The 19,000-nt window shown below is 68.0% G+C and carries 12 protein-coding genes; 7 read left to right on the forward strand and 5 right to left on the reverse strand.

What is annotated here, in order from left to right; genetic code table 11:
* The first annotated feature begins 7 nt into the window (after window positions 1-7).
* Entirely contained in the window at window positions 8-1,108 is a 1,101-nt protein-coding gene (locus BWO91_RS00515; RefSeq protein ID WP_079000492.1) for a hypothetical protein, read from the forward strand.
* On the opposite strand, the gene BWO91_RS00520 is transcribed toward BWO91_RS00515, so the two are convergent.
* Window positions 1,105-2,262, reverse strand: a complete 1,158-nt coding sequence (locus BWO91_RS00520) for an acyltransferase family protein (RefSeq protein WP_167620408.1) — start codon at window positions 2,260-2,262, stop codon at window positions 1,105-1,107. The two genes, BWO91_RS00515 and BWO91_RS00520, sit on opposite strands and share 4 nt — an antisense overlap.
* An 89-nt stretch (window positions 2,263-2,351) precedes the next feature.
* Between BWO91_RS00520 and BWO91_RS00525 the strand changes: the two genes are divergently transcribed.
* On the forward strand, window positions 2,352-4,124 hold the full coding sequence (locus tag BWO91_RS00525) for a right-handed parallel beta-helix repeat-containing protein (protein WP_153303332.1): 1,773 nt from the start codon (window positions 2,352-2,354) through the stop codon (window positions 4,122-4,124).
* Window positions 4,125-4,183: 59 nt separating this feature from the next.
* Here BWO91_RS00525 and BWO91_RS00530 read toward each other — a convergent pair whose 3' ends face one another.
* The 3 genes from BWO91_RS00530 to BWO91_RS00540 form a co-directional block, all read right to left on the reverse strand.
* Window positions 4,184-6,268 (reverse strand): ABC transporter ATP-binding protein, encoded by a 2,085-nt coding sequence (locus BWO91_RS00530; protein WP_369808439.1) that lies wholly within the window; start codon window positions 6,266-6,268, stop codon window positions 4,184-4,186.
* 2 nt (window positions 6,269-6,270) lie between these two features.
* Complete coding sequence (locus BWO91_RS00535) at window positions 6,271-8,007, reverse strand: ABC transporter ATP-binding protein (protein WP_064293947.1); 1,737 nt, start codon at window positions 8,005-8,007, stop codon at window positions 6,271-6,273.
* A gap of 264 nt (window positions 8,008-8,271) precedes the next feature.
* Window positions 8,272-9,837, reverse strand: coding sequence for a molybdopterin-dependent oxidoreductase (locus BWO91_RS00540; protein ID WP_153303333.1), 1,566 nt, complete (start codon window positions 9,835-9,837; stop codon window positions 8,272-8,274).
* 90 nt (window positions 9,838-9,927) lie between these two features.
* Between BWO91_RS00540 and moaA the strand changes: the two genes are divergently transcribed.
* Entirely contained in the window at window positions 9,928-10,995 is a 1,068-nt protein-coding gene (gene moaA, locus BWO91_RS00545; RefSeq protein WP_079000497.1) for a GTP 3',8-cyclase MoaA, read from the forward strand.
* A complete protein-coding gene (locus BWO91_RS00550) occupies window positions 10,988-11,245 on the forward strand; it encodes a MoaD/ThiS family protein (RefSeq protein WP_064293945.1) in 258 nt (85 codons plus the stop codon). The genes moaA and BWO91_RS00550 overlap by 8 nt, the downstream gene beginning before the upstream one ends.
* Before the next feature lie 52 nt (window positions 11,246-11,297).
* On the opposite strand, the gene BWO91_RS00555 is transcribed toward BWO91_RS00550, so the two are convergent.
* Window positions 11,298-12,749: an HNH endonuclease signature motif containing protein gene (locus tag BWO91_RS00555; RefSeq protein WP_167620409.1), complete on the reverse strand. Its 1,452-nt coding sequence runs from the start codon at window positions 12,747-12,749 to the stop codon at window positions 11,298-11,300.
* A 236-nt stretch (window positions 12,750-12,985) separates the two neighbouring features.
* Here BWO91_RS00555 and BWO91_RS00560 point away from each other — a divergent pair, with 236 nt between their 5' ends.
* From BWO91_RS00560 to BWO91_RS00570, 3 genes are all read left to right on the forward strand, one after another.
* Entirely contained in the window at window positions 12,986-14,446 is a 1,461-nt protein-coding gene (locus BWO91_RS00560) for an HsdM family class I SAM-dependent methyltransferase (RefSeq protein WP_079000499.1), read from the forward strand.
* A gap of 68 nt (window positions 14,447-14,514) precedes the next feature.
* Entirely contained in the window at window positions 14,515-15,582 is a 1,068-nt protein-coding gene (locus BWO91_RS00565; protein WP_153303334.1) for a restriction endonuclease subunit S, read from the forward strand.
* Between the two features lie 69 nt (window positions 15,583-15,651).
* Window positions 15,652-18,993, forward strand: coding sequence for a DEAD/DEAH box helicase family protein (locus tag BWO91_RS00570; RefSeq protein ID WP_079000500.1), 3,342 nt, complete (start codon window positions 15,652-15,654; stop codon window positions 18,991-18,993).
* Window positions 18,994-19,000: the final 7 nt, after the last annotated feature.

Consider the following 19,000-nt stretch of genomic DNA (forward strand, 5'->3'; position numbering starts at 1 on the left):
CGGGCGCGTGACCGATCATCCGTCGTCCGACGCCCGCAACGACTTCGTCACCTTCGACGCGCTCCGTGCGGAGGCCGTCGAGCAGCCGGTTCGACGCGGAGCGGGCGCGTGGGGGTTCTTCGGCACGGTCGCGATCGTGATCGGCGCCCTGTTGATCCCGGTCGCCCTCGTGAGCACGTGGGCGGACACGATGCTCCGCGACACCGACGCGTTCGTCGACACCCTCGCCCCACTGGCCACGGACCCCGCCGTCCAGGCCTTCGTGGGGGACCAGGCGCTCGCCGCGCTGGAGAGTCAGGTCGACCTCGACGTGGCGGCTGCGGTGCCGGCCGACCTCGCGGCGACCCTCTCGCTCCCGCCGGCGATCTCGGACGTGCTGGGTGCGATCGGTGGCGACACCGCGGACGCGCTGCGCGAGGTCCTGCGCCGGAACGTCGCCGAGTTCGCGGCCTCGCCCGCGTTCGCGACCGCCTGGACCGAAGCCCTCCGGGTCACGCATGAGCAGCTCGTCGCCGGCGTCTCCGGTTCCCAGGGGGCGGTCATCGACGTCTCGGCCGAGCAGGGCTTGGGTGTGCAGTTGGGGCCGATCGTCTCCGCGACCCGCTCGTGGCTGGTCGACGCGGGATTCGGCTTCGCGGCCGCCATCCCGGACGTCGACCGCGTGGTCGACGTCGTCCCGGCGTCGCAGGTCGCGCCGGTACTCGGTGGGATCCAGGTGATCGAGACGGCGGCTGGTTGGTCGCCCTGGCTCGCGATCGGGCTCCTCGCACTCGGGGTGATCCTGCTCTGGTTGGGCCGCCGCAACCCGAGCCGGACCGTCGCCGGAGCGGCGATCGGTGTCCTCCTCGCAGCAGGCCTGACGCTCATCCTGCTCGGCGCTGCCCGACTCGCCCTCGTCTTCGCGGTGTCGGTCGCGATCCCCGGCGGCGTCGGGGACGCGGCGGCGTCGCTCCTGCTGGGCCCACCCACCGATGCGGCCTGGTCCGTACTGTGGGTGTCGCTCACCGTGGCGGTCCTCGCCTTCGTCAGCGCCGCGTTGCGGCTCCCCGAGCGCATCGCGCGGGGTGTCCGGGCGGCGCGGCGTCCGCTGGCGGGCACGAACGCCTAAGCGCCGGTGGCCGATCCGTCGGCATGGACGGCCCGGCTCGTCCGCGGTGCTGCGAGTCTGCGATGCCACGGCACCTCCACGAGCGTGTGGAGCAGCCAGGACGCGGCGAGGATCGAGCCGAACCAGACCAGGATGATCGGGGCCCGGAGGAGGAACGGCATGCCGTCGACGGCGCTCGGCGGGATCGCCTTCGCCAGCAGGATGAGCACGAAGACGTGCACGAGGTACGTGGAGAACGAGAGCTGCCCCAGGATGCGCGCGGGGCGACTGCGCAGCACCGCGGTGGAGCGCGGGCTCGCGACCGCCAGGCCTCCGACGATGATCGCCGCGAAGGTGATCGCGGCCCAGGCTCGTGGTGCTCCGGGTTCGAGTGCGATCGCCGCCACCACCAGGCCGCTGGCGCCTCCTGCGGCGACCCACGCCGCTCGTCGGGTGACCGGGAGGGCTGCCGTCCACTCCGCCAGACAGATGCCGAGCGCGAAGCAGCACAGCACCCGGACGGCCGGGGTCGCCATGCCGTTCATGGCCGACGGGGCGATGGCGGCGGCGATCGTCGTCGTGGAGACGAGCCCGACCGAGAGGGCGATCATCGGGACCGGGCCGCGCATCCGGTCGCGGAGGGCGAGGGCGAACACCGGGAACAGGATGAACGCGAGGAATTGGGCCGACAGCGACCAGGCGGGTGGGTTCCACCAGAGTGCGTCGCCGAACCATGCGCGGGTGAGGGTGAGTTCGGCGAGGAGGCCGATGGGCGGGAACGCCCCGTCGTCCGTTGAGACACCGACGATCGCCCCGCCGACGCAGAGCAGCACGAAGGCGAGGAGCACGGTCACGTGTGCCGGGTATATCCGCGCGAAGCGGTTCCGGAGGTAGCGACCGTAGATGGGCCAGGTCCAGCGCCGATCCTGGTAGGCCCGGGCGATCGTGTACCCGCTCAAGACGAAGAACACGTCGACGGCGAGTCCGGTGTGGGCCATCGGCGCGAGCCACGAGAGCTCGGGGAGCACGGAGAACAGCCAGTCCGCGGAGTGTGAGAACACCACCCACCAGGCGGCGACGGCGCGGGCACCGGCGAAGGCGGTGTGGTCGACGCGGGGTGCCGATCGGCGGTCGCGTCGGGGGTTTCCGGTCGCGTGGTTCTCCGGTGACGGCATGGTGCTCCTGGATGATCGGACGGCGGTGGTCACGCCGGATCTCCACTCTAGGATGCTTCTGTACCTCATGGTTCTGTACTGTGTGGACTGTGGACAGGACATCACGAAGCGACGGAACAGCTCGGTGGCGGAGGACCGGAGCCGAACCCGGACCGGTCCCGGAACCCGAACCGACGGCCGTCGAGCCCGAACCCGATCCCGATCCCGACCGTGGGGCCCCGTCGCCACCCGAACCCGATCCCGCACCGTCGGCACCGACCGGGAACGCGGACACCCAGGCCGTCCCGCCCGTCGAGCTCGTCCTCGAAGGTCCCGGGATCGACCCGACCGGTGCCTCCGTCAGCACCGCCGCGGTCCTCGCCTGGTTCGCGGCCGTCCCGGCCGGCAGCACCGTGGTCGTCCGCGGCGGCGACGTCATCGCCGTGGACGCGACGATCAGGATCGACCGTCGCCTGCACCTCCGCGGGCGCGGCGAGCTCCGGTTCGTCGGAGGTGTCGAGGCGGCCCCGGCGCTGAAGCTCATCGTGTCGGGCAGCTCGGTGACCGGCGTCCGGGTCAGCTACGCGGGCCCGACCGCTTCGAGCACGGGTGAGCGCAACACCGGGATCAGCATCTGGGCGAGCGACGTCCTGATCGACGGCGTCACCGTCGACGGGTTCCAGAACGGCATCGCCGTGCAACCGTCAGGTGAGTTCGAGGGCGTCGTCATCTCGGGGTGCCATGTCCTGAACATCGTCGGCTCGGGCGGAGGGCGAGGCTCCGCCTCATCCGCGGGCGAGGATCGTGGCGACGGCATCACGGTCTGGGGTGCGCGTTCGGCGGTCGTCGGCAACATCGTCTCGGCCGCCCCCGGCACCGACGCACGGGTCGGCATCCACGCCGAGAACCTGCCCGACTACGCGGTCGACCCCGGTTCCTGGGCCGACTCGATGGTCACGATCGAGGGCAACGTCGTCACCGGGCCGTTCCGCCGGTCCATCGCCGTGGAGGGGATGGCCCACACCGTCGTGACCGGTAACACCGTGTCCGACGCCACCTGGTGGGGACTCGCCGTCATCGACACCCGATCGGTCGCCCTGGTCGCGAACACGGTGCGCTGGACGCGGACGGCCGACGACGACCAGGGGTCCGCCTGGGGGCCGAAGCGCTGCCCGGTGATGATCTACCGCGATGCGCAGGGAACCGTGGTCTCCGGGAACGTCATCGAGATCCGCGGCGTCGCTGCTGCGGGCATCATGGCCCAGGCGGCGGCACCCCCGGGCGGTTCGACCACCGTCATCGGCGCCGTCGACGCGCTCATCACCGACAACGTGGTCCGGATCGGCGGCGGCACCTGTCCGATCGGGATCGCGCTCGATCGGACCGGACAGCCCGTCGTCTCGGGTAACCGCGTCGCCGTCACGCTCGCATCGGGCTCGGTGGGCGGTGTCGTGTCGTACCTCGCCCAGGACGCGGTGGTCTCCGACAACTCCATCACCGGGGCCGCGACCTCCAACGGGTTCGGGGTGCTCCACCAGGGTGCCGGCTCGATCGTGGTCATGGGGAACCGCATCGACCGCGTCAGAGTCGCGGTCGCCGTGAACAACTGCACCGGTGGCGCGACGATCATCGGCAACACCGGACGCGAGTGCGAGTACGGCCTCGACACCTTCGGAACGACCGGGCGATCCGTGGTCCACGGCAACCGTTGGGAGTCGGACGTCACGGCACACGCGAACGCGCAGCCGAACACGAGCTACCTCTCCACCCGGCACATGGGTCTCGCGCGGCCGTACGGTGGCCAGTCCGGCGACATCCTCGTCGGGAACGGAAGGCTGTGGGTGAACGATCAGGGCACCTGGCGGTCGGCCACCCTCGGCTGAACGCGCCTCAGGCAGGCCCCGATGATCGGGAGCCCGCCTGACGCGGGGTGGGAGCCGACTCAGCTGCGCGGGGCGTGTGCCGTGTCGGACCCGCTGGCGACGGCCGCCTCGTCGATCGCCGACTGCTCCTCGCCGCCGCGGAACTGCGTGCGGTAGAGCTCGGCGTACGCGCCGTCGACCTCGAGGAGCTGCGCGTGCGAGCCCTGCTCGACGATCCGTCCGTTCTCCATCACGAGGATCGTGTCCGCGTCGCGGATGGTCGACAAGCGGTGGGCGATGACGAAGGAGGTCCGGTCGGAGCGCAGTGCCGCCATCGCGTGCTGCACGAGCAGCTCCGTCCGCGTGTCGACGGAGGACGTCGCCTCGTCGAGGATGAGCAGCTTCGGCTTCGCGATGAACGCACGGGCGATCGTGATGAGCTGGCGTTCACCGGCCGAGACGCTGCCGCCGTCCGCGTCGAGGACGGTGTCGTAGCCGTCGGGCAGCTGGCGCACGAAGCGGTCGACCATCGTCGCCTCGGCAGCCTCGACGACCTCCGCGTCGCTCGCGTCGAGTCGGCCGTACCGGATGTTCTCGCGGATCGTCCCATCGAACAGCCAGGCGTCCTGCAGCACCATCCCGACCTGCGACCGCAGCTCGGCGCGCGTCAGGGCGGTGATGTCGACGCCGTCGAGCAGGATGCGACCGCCCGTGAGCTCGTAGAACCGCATGACGAGGTTCACGAGGGTCGTCTTCCCGGCCCCGGTCGGCCCGACGATCGCGACGGTCTGACCCGGCTGCGCGGAGAAGGAGAGGTCCTCGATGAGCGGCTTCTCGGGGTCGTAGCTGAAGGAGACGCCGTCGAACTCGACGTGGCCATCGGTGTGCTCGGGCAGGTGTGCGTCCGCGGTCTCCGGGTCCTGTTCCTCGGCGTCGAGCAGCTCGAAGGTGCGCTCGGCGGACGCGACGCCCGACTGCAGCTGGTTCGCCATGCCGGCGATCTGGCTGAGCGGCTGCGAGAACTCACGCGAGTACTGGATGAACGCGGTCGCGTCGCCGAGGGTCATCTGGCCGGAGGCGACCCGGAGGCCGCCCACGACGGCGATGAGCACGTAGGACAGGTAGGAGACGAAGGTCATCGCCGGCATGATCATGCCGGACACGAACTGCGCGCCGAACGCCGCCCGGTAGAGCTTCTCGTTGCGCTCGTCGAACTCGGCGAGCATCTCCTTGTCGCGGCCGAAGACGCGCACGAGCTCGAGCCCCGAGAACGACTCCTCGATGTGCCCGTTGAGCGAGCCGGTGTTCTTCCACTGCGCGGTGAAGAGCTTCTGCGACCGCGAGCCGATGACCCCGGCGATCAGCGCGGACAGCGGCAGTGCGATCAGCGCGATGAGTGCGAGCTGCCACGACACGATGAACATCATCGCCGTGATGCCGAGCACCGTGAGGGCCGACTGCACGAGTTGCGAGAACGCCTGTTGGAGGGCGGTCTGGATGTTGTCGACGTCGTTCGTGACACGCGACATGAGGTCGCCGCGCTGACGGGTGTCGAAGTAGCTCAGTGGAAGGCGGTTGAGCTTGCGCTCGATGTCCCGCCGGAGGTTGTAGACCACGCGCATGACGAGCCCGTTGAGGATGTACCCCTGGGCCCAGTTGAGGATCGACGCGACGATGTACATGCCGAGCACGATGATGATCAGACGGCCCAGCAGGGTGAAGTCGATCCCCTGCCCCGGGGTGATGTCCGACTTCTCGAGCATGTCGGCGTACTGGTCGTTGCCGGATGCGCGTGCCTGGTCGACGACCTGATCGAGCGTCGCGCCGGCCGGGAGCTGCGACCCCATCACGCCGTTGAAGATCGCGTCCATCGCGAGACCGAGGATCTTCGGGGCGATGACCGTGAGCACGACCGAGAGCACGACGAGCCCGACGACGATGCTCATCTTGACCTTCTCGGGGGCGAGGAGACCGACGAGTCGCTTCGCGGAGGGCCAGAACTGCTCGGCCTTCTTCGACGGGGTGCCGCCGAACATGTCGCCGTCGGACTCACCCGGGGTGAACTCCGGTGCGAGCGCCTCCTCCTCGACAGCGTTCAGCTCGGGAGCCTGAGCGGTGTCCTTCGAGGTGCCAGAGGAGCGCTTGTCACGTGGTGAACGGGCCATGGTCACGCCACCCCTTCCACAGCGAGCTGCGATTGGACGATCTCGCGATACGTCTCGTTGGAGTCCAGGAGTTCGTCGTGGGTGCCGCGGCCGACGATGCCGCCGTCGTTCATGACGATGATGTGGTCGGCCTCGCGGATCGTCGCGATGCGCTGCGCGACGATGATGACGGTCGCGTCGGCGGTGCTGTCGCCGAGGGCTGCGCGGAGTCGTGCGTCGGTGGCGACGTCGAGGGCCGAGAACGAGTCGTCGAAGAGGTAGACCAGGGGCTTCGCGACGAGGGCCCTGGCGATGCACAGACGTTGACGCTGGCCGCCGGAGACGTTCGTGCCGCCCTGGGCGACGCCGTCGTTCAGCATCTTCGGCTTCGCGCGGACGAAGTCCTCAGCCTGTGCGACGTCGAGGGCGCTCCACAGCTCGTCGTCGGTGGCGTCGGGACGTCCGAAGCGGAGGTTCGAGGCGATCGTGCCCGAGAACAGGTACGGCTTCTGCGGCACGATGCCGACGACCCCGGCGATCTGCTGCCGGGTGAGCTGCGAGACGGGGACGCCGTCGATGGTGACGTGGCCCTGCTGCGGGTCGTAGAGGCGCGGGATGAGCGAGAGGAGCGTCGTCTTGCCGGAGCCGGTCGAGCCGACGATCGCGGTGGTCTTGCCGGGCTCCGCCGTGAACGTGACGTCCGACAGGACCGGTCGCTCCGCGCCGGGGTAGCCGAAGGTGACGCCGGTGAACTCGACCCGTCCGACCGACGGCACGCGGATGTCGGTGCTCGTCGGCACGGTGAGGCTCGGCTCGGTGTCGAGGACGCTCTGGATGCGCTCGGCGCACACGACCGCGCGAGGGATCATCATGACCATGAAGACGCCCATCATCACCGAGGTGAGGATCTGGAGCAGGTACTGGAGGAACGCGGTGAGGGAACCGACCTGCATCTGGCCGGCGTCGACCCGCTGGCCACCGAACCAGAGCACGGCAGCCGTCGCCAGGTGCAGGACCATCATGATGACCGGGAACATGAGGACGAAGATGTTGCCGACCTTGATCGACACGCGCGTGAGCGCCTCGTTCGCACGGTTGTACCGCTCCGACTCGAACGGCTCGCGGACGAACGCCCGGACGACGCGGATGCCGATGATCTGCTCGCGCAGCACACTGTTGATGCCGTCGATGCGGTCCTGCATCTGGCGGAACAGCGGCATGAGGAGGTAGACCAGGAACCCGACGATGATGAACAGCACCGGCACGGAGACCCACACCAGCCACGACAGCCCCGCGTCCTCGCGGAGCGCCATGATGATGCCGCCGACGCACATGATGGGTGCGGACACCATGAAGTTGAGGGTCATGAGGACGAGCATCTGGACCTGCTGGACGTCGTTCGTGCCGCGGGTGATGAGCGTCGCACTGCCGAAGCCGCCGATCTCGAGTGCGCCGAGCGAGTCGACCTTCCGGTAGAACTCCCGGCGCAGGTCGCGGCCGATGGCCATGGCGGTGCGGGCGCCGAAGTAGACCCCGCCGATGGCTGCGGCCACCTGGACGAGGCAGACGAGCAGCATCGTCATGCCGGTGGACCAGATGAAGTCCGTGTCGCCACGGGAGACGCCCTGGTCGATGATCTGGGCGTTGAGGCTGGGGAGGTAGAGGGCCGCGATCGTCGAGATGAGCTGCAGCACGAACACCGCGACGACCCAGGCCGCGTACGGCTTGGCGTGTCGGAGGGCGAGGGCGAGGAGGGCCACGTGAGGTCCTTTGTGGTTCATGTCCGCGGCGGAGCGGCCGTGCGGACGGAGGGGGCGGAACTGGGCTGGCGCGAGACCAGTGCCTCCGACGGCAGCGCGAACCGACGGAGACCATGAAGGACGTGCCCGAGTGACGATACTCCGAGCCGGTGACACCGTGGTGTCCCGGTTCGGAATCGTGATGATCACGTCGGCGCACGCGTCGCGCGTCGGCCCAGGCTAATATACCTGTCGTCCAGAACCCGAATCGTGCGGGCGACGTGGTCAGCCGACGCCCACGCTGATGGTGTGCCATCCTTCCGCGCCGTCGGGGACGACGTCGACGGGGGTCTCGCTCTGCGTCTTGCCCGCGGCGTCGGTCGCGCGGACGGCGATGGTGTGGTCGCCGGCCGGGGCGTCCCACTGGAGGACCCACTGCACCCAGGTGTCGTCGGAGATGGCGGTCGCGAGCGTCGTGTCGAGCCAGTCGCCGTCGTCGATCCGGACCTGGACGCGGTTGACGCCCGTGTGCTGCGCCCAGGCGACGCCGGCGATCGCGACGTTCCCCGCCGCGACACGTCCACCGTCACGCGGCACGTCGATGCGTGACTCCGTCTTGATGGGCCCGCGCTCCGACCAGCCGCGGTCGGTCCAATAGGCCCGGGCGTCCGCGTAGCGGGTCACCTCCAGCTCGACGACCCACTTGGTGGCGGAGACGTACCCGTACAGGCCCGGGACGACCATGCGCACCGGGAAGCCGTGCTGCAGCGGGAGCGGGTGCCCGTTCATCCCGACGGCGAGGAGGCTGTCGCGATTTTCGTCCTGCAGGACCTCGAGCGGGGTCCCGGCGGTGAACCCGTCGATGCTCCGCGACAAGACCATGTCGGCCCCGGCTTTGGGTTTCGCGCGCGCCAGCAGCTCGCGGATCGGGTACCCGAGCCAGAGCGCGTTGCCGATGAGGTCGCCACCGACGGGGTTCGAGACGCAGGTCAGCGTGATGATCGACTCCTGCAGCGGGAGGGCGAGGAGTTCCTCGAACCCGATCTCGACCTCCTGCTCGACCATGCCGGTGATCCTGAGGCTCCAGGTCGAGGGGTCGATGTTCGGCACCTGGAGGGCGGTGTCGATCCGGTAGAAGGAGTCGTTCGCCGACACGACCGGCGTGAGCCCGTCGATGCCGAGTTCGGCGCCGGCCGGGACCGGCGGCGCGGCGACGGCGGCCGTCGGGAGCTTGAGCGCCTTCCGGATGCTCTCCACGGCGACCGCTCCGGCCGAGGCGACGCGTGCGCCGACCCCGACGACGAGGGCACCGACCGCGGTGCCGCCGAGCAGGACGAGGAACGAGCGTCGGGGGAGTTCGGCTCGGGAGGCCCCGACGACCGGCCGGGCCTCGTCCGCGACCGTCGCGTCGTCCCAGGTGCGGAGGCGGGTCACGAGCAATCGCAGCACCAGGATGCCGACCGCCGTGCCGACGACGCTCGGGAACGCCCAGTCGAGGCCCGCGTCGGCACGGGTGATCGCTGCGACGACCGCGACGACGCCGACGAGCGCGAGCGCGATGCTCCCGACCGCCGGCCGACGCTCCTCGAGGACACCGATCCCGACGGCGAGGGCCGCGACCAGCACGCCGAGCACGATGAGCAGTACGAGCTTGTCATTGGTGCCGAACAGGGCGATGACGAGGTCCTTCACCCAGCCGGGCACGAGGTCGATCACGAGGGAACCCACGGCGAGCAGGGGCGAGCTCGCGGGGGCGACGAACGCCGCGACGGCCTCGGCCGAGCCGAGGGTGGCGACGGCTGCGACGACGCCGGACGCACCGGCGAGCAGGGTGCGGCGGCGGGGCTCCATGTCCGTCATGCTACGCGCGCCCGCTGGGCGTTCCTCCCCGAAGCGGCTCTAGAGGGACAAGTCGGCCGTCCATCCCCGTACCCTGGGGGGATGACCACAGTCGGGCTCGGAATCCCACGCATCGGGTCGCCGCTCAGGCACATCCCGGACGCTGCCGGGCGCCCCGACGTCGACGGCCTCATCGACCGGTTCGGGCGCGTGGCACGCGACCTCCGGGTGTCGATCACGGAGAAGTGCTCGCTGCGCTGCACGTACTGCATGCCCGAGCAGGGGCTCCCGGCGATCGCTCGCGACGACCTGCTGACGCCGACCGAGATCGGTCGACTCGTCGAGATCGCCGTCCGCGACCTCGGCGTGCACGACATCCGGTTCACGGGCGGCGAGCCGCTCATGCGTCCCGACCTCGCGGAGATCATCGCTCGCAGCTCGGCTGTCGCCGGCGATGCGTCGATCTCCATGACCACGAACGGCATCGGACTCGACAAGCGTGTCGACGAGCTCGTGGCAGCCGGGCTCACCCGCGTGAACATTTCCCTCGACACCGTCGACCGCGACCACTTCGCGCGGCTCACGCGTCGCGACCGCCTCCCCGCCGTCCTGGCCGGCATCGATGCCGCCAAGCGCGCCGGGCTGACGCCGCTGAAGATCAACGCCGTCCTCATGCGCGACACACTGGACGGCGCGGTCGCCCTGCTCTCCTGGGCGATCGAGAACGGCTGCCGTCTCCGCTTCATCGAGCAGATGCCGCTCGACGCCGACGAGGCGTGGGTGCGGGAGAACATGGTCGACGCGGCCGAGTTGCTCGACGTCCTCGGCTCCCGGTTCACGCTCACCGCTCCGCACCGCGAGGACCCGTCCGCTCCCGCCGAGGAGTGGCTCGTCGACGGCGGCCCGGCGACGGTCGGCATCATCGCCTCGGTCACGCGCTCCTTCTGCGACGACTGCGACCGGACCCGGCTCACGGCCGAGGGGACGATCCGCTCCTGCCTCTTCGGCGACGACGAGACCGACCTCCGGGGCATGCTGCGTTCGGGTGTCGAGGACGTCGAGATCGCGGACCGCTGGCGCGCGGCGATGTGGCACAAGCAGGCCGGGCACCGGATCGCGTCGCCCGACTTCGTCCGTCCGGAGCGGAGCATGGGAGCGATCGGTGGCTGAGACGACGACGCTGCAGGTGCTCGTGCGCTACTTCGCCGCTGCCGAAGAGGCGGCAGGCGTGCCCGAGGAGTCCCTTCCCGCGGTCGCGACGGTGGGCGAACTGAAGTCCGTGCTGCTCGAGCGCTACGGTGACGCGATGGCCAAGGTGCTCGCTTCAGGCTCGTTCCTCGTCGACGGCGTCGTCAGTCGCGACGACGCCCGTCCGCTCGGCGCCCGGGTCGACGTCCTCCCGCCCTTCGCCGGCGGGTAGCGCCAGCGTTCCGGCGCGCCGGTCACCCGGCCCGGTTACCGCGCCTTCGACATCAAGCCGCGAGGCGAATTCTGCCGCCGCGAATGGGTGTGCGGTTTCTGTCGATGATGCCGGGCGGTATGAACCAGGGGACATTCTCATGGACTTCAACCGTCCAGTGGTCGTCGTGGATGCGATGGTGATGGAACGGGCACAACAGGATGCCGTTCTCGAGGTCGGTCGTTCCGCCGCGGAACCACCACCTGAGGTGGTGCGCTTCGGTGTAGGACGGCGGATGCGTGCAGCCGGGCCACGCGCAGCCGCCGTCGCGTTCGGCGAGGGCGAGCTTCTGCCCGGCGGAGAACAGGCGCTTGCCGGTGCCGAGGTCGAGCACCTGGGAGCTCCCATCGAGCACCATCGGGATAATCTTTGCGTCGGCGGCGAGGCGTCGGGCCGCGCCTGCTCCGATCGGTTCGTCGATCCCGTCGATCGTCGCGGCACCGATGTCGTGCTCGAGTGTCTCGAGGTCCATCCGGACGACCACGGTGACGGGTGCCAGCTCGGTGGCTGCGCTCGAGCAACCGGCGACGTGGCGGAAGACGTCGGCGAGCGCGATCGCTCGGCGGCGCTCAGTTGAGCGGATGGACACGCCGTCGGGGATCGGAAGCCCAAGAGTGCTGTCGGGTTCCGGTTCGGCTGCGGGGTCGATGAATGTCGGTCTGCGGATTGCAGCGTCGACCAGTGCGTCGAGGCCGGCTTTCACGAACGCCGCATTCTCGGGCGCGAGGTCGGCTTGCAACCGGGTCATGCCGCTCGGCAGCTCGCGGATCGTGCAGTGTTCGGACAGGCGCAGGAGTTCGTCGCGGGGCTCGATGCCGTCTTGGTCGAGGCGGGTGCGGACGAGCTTGGCGATGCGCGTGACGTCGTGCAGCGGAGCGCCGATGCTGTGCTCGATGGCGACGGCGGTTGCCGCGTGCATTGCGTCGTTGCTGCAGGTGCGGCGGGTGGAGCGAAGCTCGCGGATGATGATCGCGGCGGCATCGACGGTGAGGGGAGGGCGTTGTTCGAAGCATCCGGATGCGTCGCCCGGGATTTCCGGTGCGGCTTCGAGTGCGGCGGCGATCTCCGGAAACTCGCATGCCTCGACCTCGCCGAGGAACCCCCGCGTGGGAGTGATGGCCGCGCCGACGTCGGCGATCGTCGCACCCCGGCCGCGGTTCACCCGCCACCGCTCGGACACCATGACCCCGGTGTTCGCGTAGCCCGAGCGCCGCGTCAGGCGGTCGTCGGCGCGCTCCGGCACGGAGCGCAGCGCGATCGACCCGGCCAGGCGAGCGCCGAGGACGTCCAATGCCTGTTGTGCCACGCCGAGGGCGTCGAGGACGCGGACGACCGCTTCGTCGTTCATGTTCTCGATCTGCTCCGTGACGCCGAGTCCGGCACGGATCGGGTCAAGCGCACCGGCCCACGCCGCGCCGAACTCTGCCGCGACGGCGGCGAGGGGGTTCGGTGTGGCCTCTGACATGGTTCCATCCAAGCACCAGCCACTGACATTCAAAGCGCGGAGGAATGCGACCTTGATCAGCGTTTTATCCAACATTCGGCGGCCGATGTGATCGTCCTGGATCTCCGTTACACCAGGTCACCACGCCCACGCATGTCAGTACCCCGTGGGAGCCTGCTCGACTGCCTTCCGACCCGGCAGTGGAAGGCACCATCATGAGCGAGAACCCACCTCTCCGACTCCGTAGAGTTGAGCGAGTGATCACCGGAGAACTGAAGAGCAAAGTCGACGCCGTCTGGAACGCATTCTGGTCCGGAGGCATCAGCAACCCGCTGCAGGTGATCGAGCAGGTGACGTACCTGCTGTTCCTGCGGCGCCTCGACGACCTGCAGACGGCTCGCGAGCAGCAAGCGGAGCTCCTCGGCGGCGAGATCAGCGGCGCGGTCTTCGGCCCGGAGCAGCAGGACCTCCGCTGGTCACGCCTGCGGAACGCTGACGCGAACGTGGCGTTCGAGTTGATGAGCGCGCGCGTGTTCCCCTTCATGCGCCAGCTGGGCGGTGCGGGCAGTGACTACGGCCAGCACATGGAGAACGCCACCTTCGGTATCCCCACCGCTGCGCTGCTGTCGAAAGTCATCGACATGCTCGATGCGATTCCGATGAACGATCGCGACACCAACGGCGACCTGTACGAGTACCTGCTGTCGAAGATCGCCTCCGCTGGGGTGAACGGCCAGTTCCGGACCCCTCGACACATCATCAACCTCATCGTCGACCTCATGGACCCGAAGCCGGGGGACCGCATTGTCGACCCGGCCGCCGGCACCGCGGGCTTCCTCGTGAGCGCCGCCGAGTACGTGCGCGAGCACTCACCGGAGGTGCAGACCAATGCCGTGGCTCGCAACCAGTTCCACCGCGAGATGTTCCACGGCTACGACTTCGACTCCACGATGCTCCGCGTCGGTTCGATGAACCTTGCGATGCACGGTATCGAGGGAGCTGTCATCCAGCGCCGCGACTCGCTCGCCGACGGCGTCTCAGACGACAAGGGTCGCTACACGATGGTGCTCGCGAACCCGCCCTTCGCGGGTTCGCTCGATTACGAATCGACGTCGAAGGACCTCACCAGCGTGGTGAAGACGAAGAAGACCGAGCTGTTGTTCATGGCGTTGTTCCTGCAGCTGCTCGCCACCGGTGGACGCGCTGCCGTCATCGTGCCCGACGGGGTGCTCTTCGGTTCGAGTGCCGCGCACAAGGCGCTCCGGAGGATACTCGTCGAGGACCAGAAGCTCGATGCGGTCGTGAAGTTGCCGTCCGGCGTCTTCAAGCCCTACGCCGGGGTCTCGACGGCGATCCTCTTCTTCACCAAGACGGAGTCGGGTGGTACCGAGGACGTGTGGTTCTACGACGTCACCGCCGACGGCTTCTCGCTCGATGACAAGCGCACGCCGACCGAGGCGAACGACCTCGACGACGTCCGGGCGCGTTGGGCGGAGCGCGCCGGGACCGAGCGCGAGCGCGCTCGTACGGACCGCTCGTTCACGGTGCCGAAGGACGAGATCGTCGCGCAGGGCTACGACCTCTCCATCAACCGGTACAAAGAGGTCGTGTACAACGAGGTCGAGCACCGTGCGCCGCTCGACATCATCGCCGACATCGAGCAGCTCGAGGCCGAGATCGCCGAGGGCCTCCAGAAGCTGAAGGGGATGCTGGCGTGAGGACGGTAGACCTGGCCACCGTCATATCCAAATCGGGACGTAGAGCCGGCCCTGCAGACGCCACGAAGGTGTATTCAGTAACTAAGCATGCGGGCTTCGTTCCGAGCCTCGGCTACTTCAAGAAGCAGGTGTTCAGCCGTGACACGTCGGGCTACTTGCGCGTAACCGCCGGCGACTTTGCATACGCGACGATTCACTTGGACGAAGGCTCGATTGGTATCGCGCCGGAGGATGCCCTGATCAGTCCGATGTACACGGTGTTTCGTGCCGATCCAGCGCTCGTGGACTCGAACTACTTGATCCGCTTCTTGAAGAGTCCGCAGGCGCTGAAGGCCTACGAGCGTTTGGGACAAGGAGCGGTGCACCGGAGGAAGTCGATCTCCTTGGCCTCGTTAGGCACCCTTCCCCTTCCCCTGCCGCCGCTCGACGAGCAGCGGCGGATCGCCGCGATCCTCGACCAGGCCGATGAGAACCTCGGCAAGCAGCGAGAGGCCATCGGGCTTCTCGACGGGCTCGTAGATTCGACCTTCCAGTCAGTGATCATGTCTTCGGACGGGCCAGTGGTGACCATCGGCGATTTAGCTCTCTCATCCCAGTACGGTACGGCGCAGAGAGCTGGAGCCGCGGGCGCTTTTCCGATCCTCCGCATGGGCAACATCACGGACGCGGGCCGGATCGATGTCCGGGATCTGAAGTACATCGATCTCGAAACAAATGCTGTCGACCGCTATACCGTTCGCCGCGGCGACCTGCTCTTCAACCGCACCAACAGCCTTGAGAAAGTAGGAAAGGCTGCAGTAGCTCGCTCGGCCGAGCAGTTTGCTTTCGCCGGATATCTCGTCCGCGTCCGTTTCCCGGATGCGGCCACCGCAGAATACGTGTCGGCTTACCTCCGTACGCCAGCCGGACTCGCGCTGCGGCGAGGGAGCGCAAAGGCGGCGGTCAACCAGGCGAATATCAACGCTAAGGAGTTTCTGCGCTTTTCAATCCCTGCTCCGACGAGTTATGGGATGCAACAACTTGAGCGGGTGCTCCAGCATGTGGAACTTGAACGCTCCAAGCACCTGGCGGCACTCGCTGACCTTGAAACCCTCTTCGCCTCCCTCCAGGCACGGGCGTTCCGCGGGGAGCTGTGAGTCGCGTCGGCCTGGCGCATCCGATAGAACTGATACACGCGACCAACTCTTGAATCGGCGGGGAATTCGATGGGGAACTTCGACTTCGTGCAGCACACGCAGCCGCAGCTCTTCGAAGATGCCCGACGGGCCGAGTCGTATGTGACGACGGACCCGCGGTCGGCGGCCATCTACGCCCGACGCACCGCGGAACTCCTCGTCTCACACCTGTTCAAGCTCTGGCAGCTGCCCGAGCCGTACCAACCGGACTTCGCCGCGCGCGTGCACGACCCCGCGTTCGCCCAGCTGGTGCCGCAGAGCATCCGCGCGAAACTCAACCTCATCCGCAAGAACGGCAACAACGCGGTCCACCGGCAGCAGGCGGTCCCGGTGCAAGTCGCCGGCGGGGTGCTGGCCGAACTGTTCCACGTGCTCGTGTGGGCCGGGTTCCACCATTCGCCGCACCCGGAACTCGTGCCGACGACGGCGCAGTTCGACCCGAAGCTCGCCGCGCAGTCCGCTCCGCTCTCGCGGACCGAGGTTGCCGAACTCGCTCGGCGCTTCAAGCAACAGGATGAAGCCTACGTCCAGGCGCTTGCCGCGAAGGACGAACTGCTCGCCCAGGTAGAAGCCGAGAACGCCCGGTTGCGTGGCCAGATCGCGGCGGCTCAACAGCAGACCGCTCTCTCCGACGACCACGACTACACCGAAGCCGATACTCGGGTCCGTCTCATCGACGAACTGCTCCTCGAAGTCGGCTGGCAGCTCTCCGATGACCGGGATCGGGAGTACCACGTCACGGGCATGCCGAACTCGTCCGGAGACGGATACGTCGACTACGTGCTCTGGGGAGCGGACGGCAAACCGCTCGCCATCGTCGAGGCGAAACGCACGACGTCGTCGATCGAGACCGGACGCCAGCAGGCCCTCCTGTATGCCGATCGACTCGAAGCGCAGACCGGCCAACGCCCCGTCATCTTCCTCTCCAACGGCTACGAACACCGCATCTGGGATGACGCGAGCGGCTACGCACCGCGGGCGATCGAGGGCTTCTACTCGCGCGACGAACTGGAACTGATGGTCCAGCGGCGGACCGCTCGCAAGCCGCTGTCGGCCGCAGGGGTCAACGCCGACATCGCCGGACGTCCCTACCAGCAGCGCGCCATCCGTGCCATCGGGTCGGCGTTCGACCACCGCCAACGCAAAGCGCTCCTCGTCATGGCGACCGGTTCGGGCAAGACCCGAACCACCATCGCCTTGGTCGACCAGCTGATGCGCGAAGGATGGGTGAAGCGCGTCCTGTTCCTCGCCGACCGGAGCGCGCTCGTCCGACAGGCGGCCGGGGAGTTCACCAAACACCTGCCGCAGGTTGCAACCGTCAACCTCGTCGCTGATCGTGCGGGCAACGGCCGCGTGTTCGCGTCGACCTACCCGACGATGCTCAACCTCATCAATCAGGTGGACGACGGAGCTCGTCGCTTCGGCCCCGGTTATTTCGACGTGATCGTGATCGACGAGGCACACCGTTCCGTGTACGACAAGTACGGTGCGATCTTCGACTACTTCGACTCCCTACTCGTCGGCCTCACAGCGACACCGAAGGACGAGGTCGACCACAACACCTACGGCCTGTTCGAACTCGAGGACGGCGTGCCGACAGATGCGTACACGCTTGATGAGGCCGTCGCCGAGGGACACCTCGTCCCACCGCGCGGCGTCTCGGTGGGCACCAAGTTCCTCCGCTCGGGTATTCGCTACGACGACCTCACGCCGGAAGAGAAGGATCAATGGGACCTCCTCGACTGGGGTGACGAGGTCCCGGACGAGATCGGTGCCGAGGAACTGAACCGCTTCCTGTTCAACACGGACACGGTCGACAAGGTGCTCGCGACGCTCATGGAGGACGGATACAAGGTCGCCGGCGGTGATCGCCTCGCGAAGACGATCATCTTCGCCAAGAGCCAGGCGCACGCGGAGTTCATCTCCGAGCGCTTCGACGCGTCGTTCCCGGAGTACGCAGGGCGGTTCGCCCGGGTCATCACCCACTCGGTCACCTACGCGCAGCAACTCATCGACGATTTCTCCGACCCCGACAAGCTTCCACAGATCGCGATCAGCGTCGACATGCTCGACACCGGCATCGACGTCCCAGACGTCGCCAACCTGGTGTTCTTCAAGGCCGTCCGCTCGAAGGCGAAGTTCTGGCAGATGATCGGCCGTGGCACACGGTTGCGGCCAGGCCTCTTCGCTCCCGGGCGGGACAAGCAGGACTTCCTCGTCTTCGACTTCTGCGGCAACTTCGAGTACTTCAACCAGGACCTCCCGGAAACCGCTGGCTCGACGCAGAAGTCGCTCACCCAGCGGATCTTCGAGACGCGCGTCGGCCTCATCACCACTCTGGGTTCGGCGCATCCGGAGCTGCGACGCTCGAATGTGAAGCTCCTTCGGGAGTTCGTCGCCGGAATGAACCTCAGCAATGTCGTGGTGCGGAAGCATCGCGCTGTCGTCGAGCAGTTCTCGGAAGAGGTCGCCTGGACGGGCGAAGACGGGCGGCGCTTCGAGGGTGCCCTGGTGCTCGGTGGACTCCCGTCCGCGGTCCGCGATGACGACGAGTTCGCCAAACGGTTCGACCTGCTGATCCTGCGTCGCCAGCTGGCCCAGCTCGAAGGCGACGCCTTCCTCGCGGAACGACAGCGAGAGACGATCCAGGCTCTCGCGCAGACGCTGCTGGGCAAGCTGACGATCCCGTCCGTCGCTCAACACGCCGAGCTCCTCGAAGCGGTCGCCGGAGACGAGTGGTGGCACGACGTCACGCTGCCCATGCTGGAGCTCCTGCGCTTGCGAGTTCGTGGGCTGGCACGGTTCGTCGACCGCCATGCTCGATCGCCCGTGTACACGGACTTCGAGGACGAGATGTCCGAGCAGGTCGAGGTTCACCTGAACCGTGCGATGCCCGGCACCGACCTGGCCCGCTTTCGCGATAAGGCGATGAGCTTCCTTCGGTCGCACCTCGACCACGTCGCATTGCAGCGGCTCCACCGGAACCTGCAGCTCACCGACTCGGATCTCGGAGCGCTGGAGTCGATGCTCGTCGACGCGCAGATCGGGTCGACGTTCGAGATCGAATACGTGTCGCGAGAGGAGGGCCTCGGAGTCTTCATCCGCTCGCTCGTGGGTCTCGATCGGGCGGCAGCGACCGAGGCGTTCGCCCGATACCTCGATCGTTCCCGGTTCACGGTTCAGCAGATCAGGTTCGTCCAGCTCGTCATCGAGGACCTGACCGCCAACGGGATCATGTCGCCGACGAGGTTGTTCGAGTCGCCGTTCACCGATTCGGCGCCCACTGGGCCGGGCGAGCTGTTCACGATGGATCAGATGCGGGACATCGTCGACATTCTCGATGGAGTGCGGTCGACCGCGGTTCCGGCGTGACTCGAGA

Origin of the sequence: Plantibacter flavus (assembly GCF_002024505.1) — a bacterium.
Lineage (GTDB): Bacteria > Actinomycetota > Actinomycetes > Actinomycetales > Microbacteriaceae > Plantibacter > Plantibacter flavus_A.